We start from the raw sequence: 13,806 nt of genomic DNA, 5'->3' as shown, positions 1-13,806 counted from the left end.
CGTTCGCTTAGAAGGAGGGCACCCAGTTGCCGTGGAATCCGGCGGGCACACGATGCGGTAGCGCGATGCTCGCGACCGTCTCGAGGGTTCCGGCGTCGAGAATCGCCAGCTCGCTGCGATCGGTGGGTGCGTCGTAGACGAAGCCCATCAGCACGCCCTCGTCCTCGGCAGCATCCGGCGAGCTGGGCTCGAAGACGAACTCCCCCAACTCTTTTCCCGCCCCGAACGAGCGCACGGCAGTGGTTCCCGCATGCAGATCGTGCTTGAACAGCTGCGCCCTGCCCGCCAGATTGTCCGCCACCGCGGGCGCGTAGCCGTAGCGGTGCCGTCTGCCGATCAGCCGTTCGTCCACCCGCGGGAACTCCTGGGCGCGATCGTCGATGCGGGACTCGCGAACCTTGTCCGCGGCGAGGTCGACCTCCCAGCGATCCAGCGTGGCCGGGCCCGAGGGGCCGCGATGGCCGGGCTCGAACATCGTGGGGTATCGCACCACATCGAGCACGATGACGCCGTTGTCCTCGTAGGCGTTCATCGGATGGAAGACGTAGCAGGGTTCGATGTCGAACCAGCGCACGTCCGCGTCGCCGCCCGCGCGGGGCATGACCCCGATCCGCGCGGGGTACTTCGGATTCCAGGTGTAGGGCATCCGGCGGTCTCGGCTCGGCGTGGCGTTCGGGCGCACCGGCGGGCTGGGAATCTTGACGCGGCCGATCAACGCCGAAAGCATCAGCCGCGCGGGCAGCCGCAGGGCGCTCGGCACCGACCGCGGCACTGCCCTCTCGGCGATCATGCCACCGTCCAGCGTGACCGGCAGGTCGTAGAGCACCACATAGTTCTCGGTCAGCGAGAAGTCGTGCATCATCGGCGAGCCGGTGACCGCGATATCCACGGTGTGCCGGGCACGCCCGTCGACGCCGATGACCGAGTACTGCACGCTGCGGGCGCGACCGAACGAATAGGACACCGCGTGCAGCTCGCCGGTGCCGGGATCGCGCTTGGGATGTGCGGTGTACCCCCCGGTGAGGGTCCCGTCGAAATCGCAGACGTCGACGGTGTCGAGCTCGTCGGTGAGTTCGTAGGCCGGCCCACCGCCCTCGACGATCGCCAGCGTGCGCCCGGCGTGGCCGATGACATTCGTGTTGGCGCCGGCGCCCATGCCCGCGGCCGCCCGGGCGGGAGGCTCCTCGCCGAGCGCGCGGGCCGTCTGCGGGCCGCGGACCCAGCGATTGCGGTACCACTCGGCCTTCCCGTCGCGGATGCGCACGCCGTGCACCATGCCGTCGCCCAGGAACCAGTGGTAGAGCTCCGGATCCAGCGCGCCGACCGGATTCGGGCCGTTGCGCAGATACCGGCCGTCGAGATGGTCCGGGATCGTGCCGGTCACCGCCAGATCGGTGAGTGTGTATTCCTGCCGGAGCGGTGCGAAGCCGCCCTCGAGATAGCGATTGCCCATTGGAGGCTCCCGTTGTGAAATAACGTGGTTATGGATGTAGCATAACCTCGTTATGGAGGTGAGGCAAGCGTGAGTTCTCGTTCCCGCCAATCGAATCGGCGGACCGGCGCCGAGATGCGCACCCAGCTGATCGAGGCGGGCATCCGGCTACTCGAGGAGGTCGGCCCCGAGGCGCTGCAGGCCCGGCGGGTCGCCGCGGAGGTCGGCGCCTCGAGCATGACCGTCTACACCCATTTCGAGGGCATGCCCGGACTACTCGCGGCGATCGTCAACGAGGCCTTCGTGCGCTTCGGCGCGGCCCTGGCCGGTGTCGCGCCGACCGAGGATCCCGTCGCCGACTTCCTCGCCATGGGCGCGGCCTACCGGAGCTATGCCCTGGCCAGCCCGCAGCGCTACCGGCTGATGTTCGGGCTCACCGCGCTGTACGCCGAGGCCGCCCATGACATCACCGCCGAATCGCTCGACGGCGGACCCGGACCAGGGGCATTCGCACAGCTCGTCGCCGTCGTACAGCGCATGATCGATGCCGGGTGCATCCGCGCGGATCCAGCACGCGCGGTGGCCGCGCGCATCTGGGGGCTCATCCACGGCGTCATCCTGCTCGAGCTCACCGGCAATCTGGGTACGCAGGGCGAGGCCGTGAATACGGTGCTCGGGCCCGCCATCGTGGACCTACTGGCCGGGATGGGGGCCACCCGCGAACAGCTCGACGCGGCCGTGGCGCGGGTGCAGGCCGACCTTGCGATCGAATCGGACTCGGCGGCAACCGGATCCGGCGCGGTGACCGAATCGGGCTAGCGCGATGAGATCAGGATCGGCCCGAATTCGTCTCTGCCGCCAGTGAGTCGATCCAGCGCTCCAACCGGCGGCCCTCGGCGGCCATCAGCTCCGGATCCCGGAAAGTGTTGGTAAGCAAGGAGATTCCCTGGTACGCCGCAACCAGCGCGACGGCGAGCTCGGCGGCATCGGCGCGGCCCATGGCGGTGAACTGCGTCTGCGCCCAATCGATCAGGCCGCGCATCACCTGCGCGAGTTCCCGGTCCAGCCCATCGGCGCGCTTGTCCAGTTCGGTGGCCAATGTGCCTGAGGGACAGCCGAATTGGGCCGCAACCTCGCGCTGGTCCACCCAGCCGCGCACCAGCGCCTTGAGCCGATCGGCCGGGTCCTCGTGCCGTTCCAGCTCGGCGATCATGTCTCGCAGGGTGCGCTCGTGCGACCCGATCGCGGCCTGGATCAGCTGGTCCTTGGTCTTGAAGTAGTAGTAGACATTCCCGACCGGTACCTCGGCCACCTCGGCGATATCGGCGAGGGTCGTCTTTTCCACGCCGCGCTCGTGGAACACCCTGGCCGCCGCCGCGGCCAGTCGCTCCCGCTTGCCCGGCGGCTTCTCCCGCACTGAGTTAGTCATACAACTAACTATAGACAAGATCGGCGACCATGATCTACAGTCGATTTAGTCAGTCAACTAACTTTGGAGAGAACATCATGATTGCAGTGACCGGAGCCACCGGAAACATCGGCAGCGCGCTCGTGCGGACCCTGAGCGAGGCGGACGAGAAGGTGGTGGCCATCTCCCGGGGCGAGCAGGAGATCCGGCTCCCGGCGGGCGTGGAGCATCGGCGCGCGGATATCGGCGACCCCGCCGCCCTGGCCGCCGCGGTGACAGGTGCGCAGGCGCTGTTCCTGCTGCTGTCCGGTGAGCAGGGCATCGCGGGCCCCCCGCCCGCCGAGGTCCTGGACGCGGCCCGCGCCGCGGGGATCGGCCGGGTGGTGCTGGTGTCGTCGCTGTCGGTCGCCAGCCGACCACGGCCGACCGCCGCCCGCCTCCTCCAATTCGAGGCGCTGCTGCGGGAATCCGATCTCGAGTGGACGATCCTGCGCGCCGGCGGCTTCTTCACGAACAGTTTCGCGTGGGCCGAGTCGGTGCGAACCGAGCGCACGGTGTACGCGCCCTTCGGCGACGTCGCCCTGCCCCATCTGGACCCGTCCGATATCGCCGAAGTCGCAGCGGCGGCGCTGATCTCGTCCGAACACGCCGGGCAGACCTACACCCTGACCGGCCCCGCACCGATCACGCCCCGCGAACAGGCCGCGATCATCGCCGACGCCCTGGGAGAGCCCGTCGCCTTCCACGACCTCACCCGCGCCCAGGCCCTGGCCGCCATGACCCGGTTCATGCCCGAACCCATCGCCGACGAGACGCTCTCGATCCTCGGCGAGCCCCTGCCGGCCGAACTCGCGGTCAGCGCGGACACGGAGAAAGTATTGGGCCGCAGTGCAACACCGTTCACCGAGTGGGCCGCAAGGAACGTCACCGCCTTTCGGTGATCCCGGACGCGGGTACTGTCTGCGGACCGCATATCCACGCCCCCACCGCCGCCGTCGCTGACCGCGTGCCGGGCCGGGACGAGGCATCGGCCCACTACGGTGCATCGCACCTCACAGAGATCGGGACCGGGCGTTCTCGACGGTCGCGGTGCGTCCCCGGCGAGTACCAGGGCGGTCCGGCCGGGCCCCCGCAGCCAGTTCGTCTGCGACGGCCCACCAGCGAGTCTCAACGCGGCTCAACCGATATCGATCGGGTCCGATCTACACGCGAAGCGGGCGTCGCAGCGGTGGGCGCTGCGGGACGGCCAGCGCGACAGATAGTGCCGAGGACCCCGCCGCATCCTGGGCGCAGTCCGCACGCGAAATCATGCGTCGGCTGCCCAGGCGGCGATTCCGGTATCGAGTCTCGGTGTGGCTCAGCCGATGTCGATGGGGTCGATCTGGACTCGGAGAGGTGCGTCGGAGCGGTGGGTGCTGCGGACGGCGAGGGCGGCGGACAGGGCGCGGGACAACGCCGCGCCCTGCCCGCGGTCCGTGCGCAGGATCATGCGCTCGACCTCGGCGGGGGTGTCGCCGGCGGAGAACGGCTTGCGCGCGCCGGGCGGGAGCGGGACCGGGCCCAGGATCTCCACACCGGCGGGAAGTTGTGCCTCGCCGAGCAATTCGGCGATCGAGTCGGTGGTGCCGTCCAGGGCGGCCAGGCGGACCGCGGGTGGGAAGCGGACCTCGGTGCGCGCGGCGAGCTCGAAGTCCGCATGGGTCACCGGATCCCAGCGGACCAGGGCCTGCACGGTGGGCACCGCCGGGTCGGCCATGACGATCACCTGGCCGGAGGAGCGGACCAGCGTGGCCGCGGACATCCAGCGGCGCAGGGTGTCCTCGGCCGCCCGCAGGTCCGCGCGCCCCAGCAGGGCCCAGCCGTCCAGCAGCAGCGCGACGGCGTAGCCACCCTCGACAACCGGTTCCGCGCCGATAGTCGACACCACCACCTGCGGGCCCGGCGCCACCGAATCCAGCACCGCCGCACCGCCGGAACCGCGGATGGGCACACCCGGAAACGCCCGCCCCAACTCCTCGGCCGTGCGCGCCGCGCCGATCACCACCGCCCGCAACGCCCGCGCCCCGCAGGTCGAGCAGCGGAACGCGGCATCGGTCTTACCGCACCACCGGCAGCTCGGGCTGTGCGCGATCTCACCGGATCCGCTGCGCGACAACGCAACCCCCAGATCGCGGGCGGAGTTGCGCTGCGGCCCACCGAAGCGGTCACCCCCGCCGCGCGCCCCCGTACCGACGACGTCCGAACCCCCGGTCGCATCCATTCCGCCCCCACGCGCCGCTCCCGATCGCGGACCCCACTGCGCCGCGGATTCATTCCGATCCGCGGCCCCGGAATACCCTGCCCAGTCTCGGCGTGCCGCGGGGCTGTCCGATCGCGGATCCCACTGCGCCGCACCTTCATTCCGATCCGTGGACCCGGGATACCGCTGCGCCGTCCCGCCGCCCTCGAGCCTCGCTCCGGCGGCGCGATCACCGCCCGTCGCGGCCTGTGGTTCGCCCTGCACATCCGAGCGTCCTGCCCGTCCCCGGCGCGCCGCGGCCTCTGCCTCCTCGCGCGCAGCCGTGCGTCCGGCCCGTTCCCGGCGGGCGGCGGCGCTGTCCGGTCGCGACCCGGTCGGCCGGCGCGCAGCCGCGCGATCACCGTGTTCGTCCGGCAGGGCCAGCGGACCGTTGCAGTGCCGGCAGCGTGCGGGCGTGCGGCATTTCGCGCACGACAACGCCGGAACGTAACCGCGCCTGGGTACTTGGACCAACACCGGCTCCCCCGCGGCCAGCGCCTTGCGGGCCGCGGTGAATGCCACCGCGGGAATGCGCACCGCCCGCGCGACCGGATCCCGTTCCAGCGCAACGTCGCTGTCGCCCGGGGCGCTGATGCGCGGCGCGCACTGCCGCACTGTCGCGCGGTCGGCGACCAGGTCGTGGGCCCAGCCCGAGGCGATGATGGCCTGTACCTCCGCGGTGCGCGCGAACCCGCCCGCGACGAACGCGGCCCCGGACTCGTGCGCCCGCAGCATCGCGATCTCCCGCGCGTGCGGGTACGGCGCGCGTGGTTCGGCGAAGGTGTCGTCCCCGTCGTCCCAGATCGCGATCAGCCCGAGGTCCCGCACCGGCGCGAACACGGCGCTGCGCGTGCCGACGACAATCCGCGCGGACCCCCGCAGCGCCGCCAGCCACCGCCGATACCGTGCCGCCGGTCCCAACCCCGCTGCCAGCCCGACCGCGGCATCCCCCACCAGCTCGGCACACGCCGCCAGCACCCGATCCAGATCCCGCTGATCGGGCACCATGATCACGGCCCCCCGTCCCGAATCGACCACCACCGCGGCCAATTCCGCCAACCGCGTCGCCCAGTCCTCCCCCGGCAACGCCTGCCACGCCGCCCGCGGCCCCTTCCCCTCCGCCAGCGCCCCCAGAAACGACCCCCCATGCCGATACCGTTCCCACCCCGGAAACCGCTCGAGCACCGCCGCCGTCCGCACACCGCCGGAGTCGGCGGCACCAGACCCGTTCGTCTCGTCCAATGCCGAAACCTGCTCCCCCTCGGAACGGTTCGCTCCTGCCTCGCCGGCTCCTGCCGCTCGCCCACGACCGGGCTCGAGCCCCTCAGCTTCTGAACCCCCGGCAGAATTCTTCCCTACCGCACCCGGTGCCGGGCCTTCAAGGGACCTGGCGACATCGTTGTCGGGATCACCGCCCGCACCCGGCGCGGTCACACCGACCTCGGCCCCTGCCACGGCCTCCTCCGCAGCGTCCGCATACTCCTGCCGCCCCGACAAGGAAACCGACTCAGCCTCTGAACGATTCGCTCCCTCCTCCCCAGCTCCGGCCATTCCGCCACATCCCGGCTCGAGCCCCTCAGCTTCCGAACCTCCGGCAGAACCCCCCTCTACCGCACCCGTCGGGCCCTCATTCTCGCCCCCGGCAGCACTCGCAGTGAAGTCGGCAGAATCCGGGCCGCCCTCCGTGACCCCCGCCCTCGTCAATGGTCCCCCCGACGAACCGCTCTCGCCTTCGACAGAGTTCACACCGGTTTTGGCCGAGTTCGCGCCACGCACGGAGGCGTTGATCTTCTGGGGCAGCCCGGGCGTCGACTCCTCATCCCCGGAATCCTCCGATCCCCCCTCGGCCGCACCACCTGTCGAGAGTTCGGCGATACTTCCGGACTCGGCCTCGCCGACGGCCACCCGCCGGTCCTGGTCCGCCTCTGCCTCGGCGCGCGGATTACCTTGCGCGGCATCCAATCCCGACTCGTCGGCGATCGCACCGATCACCGTCTCGACAGTAGCGGCCACCGGGGCGTCGATCGCGGGCGGCGTGATGACGGGCGCATCAAGGTCGACCATCTCATCCCCGGACTTCGCCGCCGATTTCGGCTGTGCGGCTTCGGTTCGCGCGTGACGCGGTGGGATGGCCAACCGCAGCACGTCCGCGCGGGTTCCGGCGTAGCGGGCCGCGACGGCGGCAACCAGGCGCAGGATTTCGGGGGTCAGGACCCGTTCGCCGGAGACGACGCGCTCGAGGCGCATGAGTTTGCCGGTGTGGTCGGACGTTTCGAGGCGCTCGAGCAGGAAGCCGTCGATCAGGCGACCCGAGAACCGCACGCGCACACGGACGCCCGGCTGGGCGAGTTCGTCCATCTCCGGCGGCACCAGATAGTCGAAGTCGCGGTCCAGGTGCGCCGGTTCCAGCATGGGCAGGACCCGTGCAATCGGCAGAGCCGGCGCCGAATCGGTCACACGTACGGACGGTTTCGGGCCGCCCCTAGTCGAGTTCGGCACCTTTACCGCGGGCCTCGATGGACTGCCACCCGAAATTCTCGCCGGCTCCCCCGAGTCGCTCGCCGTCCGAAGCGAGTCGCTCACCGAGCCAGCCGAATCGCCCAACGCATCAACCGAGTCGCCCACCGAACCAGCCGGACCACTCACCGCCTCAGCCGTATCGCTCACCAAGCCAGCCAAATCGCCCATCGAGCCACCTGAGCTGCTCACCGTCCCAGCCGAATCACCCACCGTCCCAGCCGAATCACCCACCAAGCCAGCGGAATCGCTCAACATCTCAACCGTGCCACCCACCGAACCAGCCGGGCCTCCACCGGACGAACCCGAATCGAGCTGGGCCGCAACCGGCACGACGGGCGCAGACGCGGCAGCCGCCGGGACCTCGGGGGTTCCGGCGGCTGCCGCTGGTGACGAAGCCTCGGCCAATTACAGCCCGGCAGCTGCGCGCAGCTTGTCGGCCCTGAATCCGATGCAGCCTCCCATGGCGACCGATGCGCATCCCATGGCGATCAGAGTCCCGCCGCGGCGCGCAGCTTGTCGGCCCTGTCGGTGTGCTCCCAGGGCAGATCCACATCCGTGCGGCCGAAGTGACCGTAGGCGGCGGTCGGCGCGTAGATCGGGCGCAGCAGGTCCAGATCGCGGATGATCGCGCCCGGGCGCAGGTCGAAGACCTCGCCGATGGCCTTGGAGATCACCGCCGGGTCGACCTTCTCCGAACCGAAGGTCTCCACGAACAGACCGACCGGGGCGGCCTTGCCGATCGCGTAGGCGACCTGCACCTCGACCCGATCGGCCAGATCCGCGGCGACGACGTTCTTCGCGACCCAGCGCATGGCGTACGCGGCCGAGCGGTCCACCTTCGACGGATCCTTGCCGGAGAACGCACCGCCGCCGTGGCGGGCCATGCCGCCGTAGGTGTCGACGATGATCTTGCGGCCGGTCAGGCCCGCATCGCCCATCGGGCCGCCCAGTACGAACTTGCCGGTCGGGTTCACCAGCAGCCGCACCGCAGAGGTATCCAGCGGGTTGGGCAGTTCCAGCTCGCTCAGCACCGCGTCGACGACCTTCTCGCGAATGTCGGGGGCCAGCAGATTGTCCAGGTCGATGTCGGCGGCGTGCTGGGTGGAGATGACCACCGTGTCCAGCCGGACCGGGGTCGCACCGTCGTATTGGATGGTGACCTGGGTCTTGCCGTCCGGACGCAGGTACGGCAGCACGCCGGACTTGCGCACCTCGGTCAGGCGGCGGGAGAGCCGGTGCGCCAGCGCGATCGGCAGCGGCATCAGCTCGGGGGTCTCCTTGGTGGCGAACCCGAACATCAGACCCTGATCGCCGGCGCCCTGCCGCTCGATCTCGTCATCGGAGCCGCCGACCCGGGCCTCGTGCGAGTGGTCCACGCCCTGCGCGATATCCGGCGACTGCGCGCCGATCGCGACGTTCACACCGCAGGACGCGCCGTCGAAACCCTTTGCCGACGAGTCGTATCCGATCTCGAGCACCTTCTCGCGCACGATGGTCGGGATGTCGGCGTAGGCCTCGGTGGTCACCTCACCGGCAACATGCACCTGGCCCGTGGTCACCAGGGTCTCGACCGCCACGCGGCTGCGCGGATCCTGCGCGAGCAGGGCATCGAGAACGGAATCGCTGATGGCGTCGCAGATCTTGTCCGGATGGCCCTCGGTCACGGACTCACTGGTGAATAGGCGGCTACCTGTCGGCACAGTTTTCCCTCTCCCTCAACGGGTTTCTCGTCCGGATTGCGACAGCGCCGCGAAAGACAGCCCTATTGCAATCCATAGTCCTAGACCCTTCGCCTGAAGACTATTCCAACACCGACGCAGTGGGGTCTCGAAGACGCCTCGAGGGCGTCTCCACCAGCCACAACGCCTCCACAGGGCCCCGTTTCGGCGTTCGGTGAAACTCTGCACGCAATGCCACAAGGCATCGCGTGCCCTATTGCAGGATATGCCCGATCCGTGAACTGCTCAGCGCAGCAGCGGACCGAGTGCATCCAGCACCCTACTGGCCAGCAGCGCCTTCGATCCGTGATCGAGGGCTTGCTCGGTGCCGTCGGCCCCGAGCAGCCAGCCGTCGTTGTGGTCGACCTCGAAGGCCTTGCCCTCGCCGACCGCGTTCACCACCAACAGGTCGCACCCCTTGCGCTCGAGCTTCGCGCGCGCATAGGTGAGCACGTCACCGTGTTCGTCGCCCGTCTCGGCGGCGAATCCGACGATGGCGGTGCCGGTGAGGCGACCGTCGCGACGAGACTGCACCAGACCCGCGAGGATGTCCTCGGTTTTGGTCAGCTCGATCGAATTCGGTTCCCCGGCGCCCTTTTTGATCTTCGCGGTCGCGACCTGCGACGGTCGGAAATCGGCCACCGCGGCGGCCATGACCACCGCATCCGCACCCGCGGCATACTTGTCGACCGCGACGCGCATCTGCTCGGCGGTGGTGACGTGCACCAACTCCACGGCGGCCGGCGCGTCCAGGCCGATCGTATTGCCCGCGATCAGGGTCACCCGGGCACCGCGCTGGGCCGCCAGCCGGGCGACCGCGAAACCCTGTTTGCCCGAGCTGCGGTTGCCCAGGAAGCGCACCGGATCCAGCGGCTCGCGGGTACCGCCCGCCGAGACGACGACGCGGCGGCCCTCCAGGTCGCGCGGAATGGCGTCCGAGCGCTCGAGCAGCAGCGAGGCCAGCGCGAAGATTTCCTCCGCCTCTGGCAACCGGCCGGGACCGGTGTCGGCGCCGGTGAGCCGCCCGGACGCGGGCTCGGCGACGATCGCGCCGTGCGAGCGCAGCGTGCGCACATTGGCGACGGTGGCCGGATGCAGCCACATCTCGGTGTGCATCGCGGGGGCGAACAGCACCGGACATCGGGCCGTGAGCAGCGTCGCGGTGAGCAGGTCGTCGGCACGGCCCATCGCCGCGCGCGCCATCAGGTCGGCGGTCGCCGGGGCGACGACCACCAAGTCGGCCTCCTGCCCCAGGCGCACGTGCGGGACCTCGGGCACGTCGGCGAACACGCCGGTGTGCACCGGATTACCCGACAGCGCCTCGAAGGTGGCCCGGCCGACGAACTGCAACGCCGACTCGGTGGGTATCACCCGGACGTCGTGACCGGTCTCGGTGAACTTTCGAACGAGCGAGCATGCCTTGTAGGCGGCAATTCCACCGCCCACACCGACAACGATCCGCATCTGGCCACGCCCTCTTCGATACCGGCGGTGTTACTCGCCCTCGGTGTGTTCGAGCAGGTCGGAGTGGATCTCACGCATCGCCACCGACAGCGGCTTCTCCTGCAGACCCGGCTCGACCAGCGGGCCTACGTACTCGAGGATGCCGTCGCCGAGCTGGTTGTAGTAGTCGTTGATCTGGCGCGCCCGCTTGGCCGCGTAGATGACCAGCGCGTACTTGGACGAGGTGCGCTCGAGCAGCTCGTCGATCGGCGGGTTGGTGAGGCCGACCGGGGTGTCGTACGCGGGCACGGTCTTAGTGTCGCTCACTAGTGAGGCTCCTGCGGGTCTATGGGATGGCAATGAGGTGTAGCGCGTGCGCTACATCGATTTCGTGCTAACGAACAACGATACCAACTGCTCACAGGCGGCATTCACCTCGTCGTTCACGATCACTGTGTCGAACTCGTCACACGCGGCCAGCTCGGTCCTCGCCGTGAGCAGCCGGCGCTCGATCACCTCGGGCGATTCGGTGCCGCGCGCGGTCAGCCGGGCGACCAGTTCGTCCCAGCTGGGCGGCGCCAGGAATACCAGCAGCGCCTCGGGCATGGTCTTGCGGATCGATCGCGCCCCCTCGAGATCCACCTCCACGAGAACCGGTCGTCCCGCGGCCAGCGCCGCGCGTACCGGTGCGGCCGGCGTACCGGACCGCTGCAGGCCGCCGTGGATATCGGCCCACTCGAGTAGTTCCCCCTGTTCGATCATGGCGTCGAACTCGGCCCTGGTGACGAAGCGGTAATCCCGTCCGTCGACCTCCCCGGGCCGCGGGGCCCGGGTGGTGGCCGACACACTGAACACCAATTTCGGTAGCCGCTCGCGAACACAGCGGACCACTGTGGATTTGCCAACGGCCGAGGGGCCGACCAGTACGACCAGCCGACCCGTCTTCGTGTGTTCGACCACCCTCGGATCAGGCTTCGAAGTCGAACTTCGCCAACAGCGCCTTGCGCTGACGGTCGCCCAGGCCGCGCAGGCGGCGAGTCGGGGCGATCTCGAGTTCGGTCATGATCTCCGCCGCCTTGACCTTGCCAACCTTCGGCAGGGCCTCGAGCAGTGCGGACACCTTCATCTTGCCCAGGACCTCATTGGTCTCGGCATCCTTCAGGACCGTCTTCAGGTCGGTGCCGCCACGCTTCAGGCGCTCCTTGAGCTCTGCCCGAGCGCGGCGAGCGGCAGCCGCCTTCTCCAAAGCAGCGGCGCGCTGCTCGTCAGTCAGCTGGGGAAGGGCCACGGTTCCTCCGTCTCATCGTTCATTGCTTGATCTACCCCCGGTAACCCGGCGGTCTCAGCGACCGTACCCACGCGGCCTGCCGATTGCGAACCCACCCCCCAGGTCAGCGGGTGATTCGGGCACGGTCAGGCCGCCCGGGACGGGGTCCGCACCGACTCCGCCCCGCTTCGGCGCACCCCCTCGGCAAAACCGCGAAAACGCTCCCGACCAGGGGTTTTCCGGTTTCGAAGGGGGTGCCCGCGAACCGGGCGAGGCGGTCGAACAACTCGTAACCCACCCGTTATCGCGCGACCAGGAATTTTCTGGAATTTTTCGGCGTGTCGCTTATTTTCGCACCGCGTGTCGTACTTCGGCCAGTGGCCGCCGGGCGCGCGGCGCAGCGGCCGGCTTCGCCCGGATGCCCCGGGAAACCCCCTGGAAGCATCGCTGACGACGGAAAACACATCCGTGTAGTTTCCCGGACCGGCCACGATCTCCGAGGGCGCAGCGGGGCCGAAACAGAAAACGGACCGGTCGCCCTGTGTCGGTTCCCGGGGCGGGAATCGACATGGGGCGACCGGTCCGGCGCCGGGACTATCGGGCCTGCAGGAAGGCGAACTCGTCGGCCAGCTGGGTCATGCGGGTGCGCAGGGCCGCCACGGACGGGCCCTGGCCCAGCAGCTCGCGCGAGACGCTCGGCAGCACCGCACGCAGGCTCGGCGCGGGCACCACGGCACGGATGGACTCCGGTCCCCCGCCCTGCGCGCCGACGCCCGGCATCAGGATGGGCCCGTTGAGACGGCTCAGGTCCGGGGCCTCGTCGAGCGTGGACCCGACCACGACCCCGACCGACCCGAACTCCGCACCGTCGTTGTGTTCCGCCGCCGCGTCGACCATGGTCTGGGCGATGCTGCGCCCGTCGGTGGTCGCGGTCCGCTGCAGCGCCGCCGCCTCGGGATTCGAGGTGGCCGCGAGCACGAACACGCCGCGCCGATTCGCCGCCGCGAGCTCCAGGGCCGGTGCCAGGGAACCGAATCCGAGATACGGCGAGACCGTGAGCGCATCGCTGCCCAGCGGGCCGTCGGCGAGCCAGGCGCGCGCGTAGGCCGCCATGGTGGTCCCGATATCGCCGCGCTTGGCATCGGCGAGCACCAGCGTGCCCGCCTCGCGCAGCGCGCCGATGGTGTCCTCGAGCACCACCATGCCACCCGAACCGTAGGTCTCGAAGAACGCGACCTGCGGCTTGACCAGCGCGACGCGGCCGGAGAACGCGTCCACGCAGGCGTCGGAGAACCGCTTGAGGCCCTCGACATCCTCGGACAGGCCCCATGCGCGCAGCAGCTGCGGATGCGGATCGATGCCGACGCACAGCGGGCCGTATCGGCCCATCGCATCGCGCAGCAGGACGCCGAACGGCTTCATCGCGCCTCGGTGGCCGAACCGGCCGCCGCGGGCTCGCGGGCCACGACCGCCCGCTCCCCGGCCAGCTCGCGCTCGGCGGCGGCCAGCTCGCGGTCGATCGCCGCCAGTTCCCGCTCGAAATCGGACTGTTCGGCCGGTTCGCCGGCCCGGGTGCGATCGATCGGCGGGTTGGTGCGGAAGCCGACCGTGCTGTAGCCGCCGACGTTGCGCATCACCCGGATATCACCACCCGGCACCGCCACCTCGCCGAGGCCGGTCCGCCGTCGGCGCGGCGTTCCCGGCCGCGCCCCCGCACCAAAACCCAAGGCTCCCACCGTC

At 70.0% G+C, this 13,806-nt stretch carries 11 protein-coding genes and 1 pseudogene; 2 read left to right on the top strand and 10 right to left on the bottom strand.

The genetic code is table 11. The features are described from left to right. Positions 1 to 7: 7 nt before the first annotated feature. Complete coding sequence (locus KO481_RS27015; protein WP_215921010.1) at positions 8 to 1,453, bottom strand: carotenoid oxygenase family protein; 1,446 nt, start codon at positions 1,451 to 1,453, stop codon at positions 8 to 10. Between the two features lie 69 nt (positions 1,454 to 1,522). Here KO481_RS27015 and KO481_RS27010 point away from each other — a divergent pair, with 69 nt between their 5' ends. Next, a complete protein-coding gene (locus KO481_RS27010; RefSeq protein WP_308166799.1) occupies positions 1,523 to 2,251 on the top strand; it encodes a TetR/AcrR family transcriptional regulator in 729 nt (242 codons plus the stop codon). A 10-nt stretch (positions 2,252 to 2,261) separates the two neighbouring features. Here the strand turns inward: KO481_RS27010 and KO481_RS27005 are convergent, their stop codons facing one another. Further along, a complete protein-coding gene (locus KO481_RS27005) occupies positions 2,262 to 2,861 on the bottom strand; it encodes a TetR/AcrR family transcriptional regulator (protein ID WP_215921008.1) in 600 nt (199 codons plus the stop codon). A gap of 77 nt (positions 2,862 to 2,938) precedes the next feature. Here KO481_RS27005 and KO481_RS27000 point away from each other — a divergent pair, with 77 nt between their 5' ends. Next, positions 2,939 to 3,781: an NAD(P)H-binding protein gene (locus KO481_RS27000; RefSeq protein WP_215921006.1), complete on the top strand. Its 843-nt coding sequence runs from the start codon at positions 2,939 to 2,941 to the stop codon at positions 3,779 to 3,781. 416 nt (positions 3,782 to 4,197) lie between these two features. Here KO481_RS27000 and KO481_RS43360 read toward each other — a convergent pair whose 3' ends face one another. From KO481_RS43360 to KO481_RS26955, 8 genes and pseudogenes are all read right to left on the bottom strand, one after another. Then, on the bottom strand, positions 4,198 to 7,530 hold the full coding sequence (locus KO481_RS43360) for a primosomal protein N' (protein ID WP_245401605.1): 3,333 nt from the start codon (positions 7,528 to 7,530) through the stop codon (positions 4,198 to 4,200). Between the two features lie 596 nt (positions 7,531 to 8,126). Further along, a complete protein-coding gene (gene metK / locus KO481_RS26985) occupies positions 8,127 to 9,338 on the bottom strand; it encodes a methionine adenosyltransferase (RefSeq protein WP_215921005.1) in 1,212 nt (403 codons plus the stop codon). 264 nt (positions 9,339 to 9,602) lie between these two features. Next, a pseudogene (gene coaBC / locus KO481_RS26980) lies at positions 9,603 to 10,832 on the bottom strand (bifunctional phosphopantothenoylcysteine decarboxylase/phosphopantothenate--cysteine ligase CoaBC); the annotation flags it as partial. 18 nt (positions 10,833 to 10,850) lie between these two features. Further along, positions 10,851 to 11,126 (bottom strand): DNA-directed RNA polymerase subunit omega, encoded by a 276-nt coding sequence (gene rpoZ / locus KO481_RS26975; protein ID WP_025350704.1) that lies wholly within the window; start codon positions 11,124 to 11,126, stop codon positions 10,851 to 10,853. Positions 11,127 to 11,177: 51 nt separating this feature from the next. Continuing rightward, positions 11,178 to 11,759: a guanylate kinase gene (gmk, locus tag KO481_RS26970; protein WP_215921003.1), complete on the bottom strand. Its 582-nt coding sequence runs from the start codon at positions 11,757 to 11,759 to the stop codon at positions 11,178 to 11,180. A 7-nt stretch (positions 11,760 to 11,766) separates the two neighbouring features. After that, complete coding sequence (gene mihF, locus KO481_RS26965; protein WP_215921002.1) at positions 11,767 to 12,087, bottom strand: integration host factor, actinobacterial type; 321 nt, start codon at positions 12,085 to 12,087, stop codon at positions 11,767 to 11,769. A gap of 573 nt (positions 12,088 to 12,660) precedes the next feature. Beyond that, positions 12,661 to 13,488 carry an orotidine-5'-phosphate decarboxylase gene (gene pyrF, locus KO481_RS26960; RefSeq protein WP_215921001.1) on the bottom strand — a complete coding sequence of 276 codons (828 nt, stop codon included), beginning with the start codon at positions 13,486 to 13,488 and terminating at the stop codon, positions 12,661 to 12,663. Next, positions 13,485 to 13,802, bottom strand: a complete 318-nt coding sequence (locus KO481_RS26955; RefSeq protein ID WP_215921000.1) for a hypothetical protein — start codon at positions 13,800 to 13,802, stop codon at positions 13,485 to 13,487. Before KO481_RS26955 ends, pyrF begins: the two co-directional genes overlap by 4 nt. Positions 13,803 to 13,806: the final 4 nt, after the last annotated feature.

The sequence above is a fragment of the Nocardia albiluteola genome (genome assembly GCF_018860155.1).
In the GTDB taxonomy this organism is placed as follows: Bacteria; Actinomycetota; Actinomycetes; order Mycobacteriales; family Mycobacteriaceae; genus Nocardia; species Nocardia albiluteola.
Note: the sequence above shows the minus strand (reverse complement) of the source record. Positions and strands in the feature narration are given on the sequence as shown.

Coding starts and splice junctions, on each gene's coding strand:
- KO481_RS27005 (WP_215921008.1), bottom strand. CDS start 2,861: ATGACTAACTCAGTGCGGGAGAAGCCGCCGGGCAAGCGGGAGCGACTG.
- KO481_RS27015 (WP_215921010.1), bottom strand. CDS start 1,453: ATGGGCAATCGCTATCTCGAGGGCGGCTTCGCACCGCTCCGGCAGGAA.
- KO481_RS43360 (WP_245401605.1), bottom strand. CDS start 7,530: ATGCTGGAACCGGCGCACCTGGACCGCGACTTCGACTATCTGGTGCCG.
- pyrF (WP_215921001.1), bottom strand. CDS start 13,488: ATGAAGCCGTTCGGCGTCCTGCTGCGCGATGCGATGGGCCGATACGGC.
- KO481_RS27000 (WP_215921006.1), top strand. CDS start 2,939: ATGATTGCAGTGACCGGAGCCACCGGAAACATCGGCAGCGCGCTCGTG.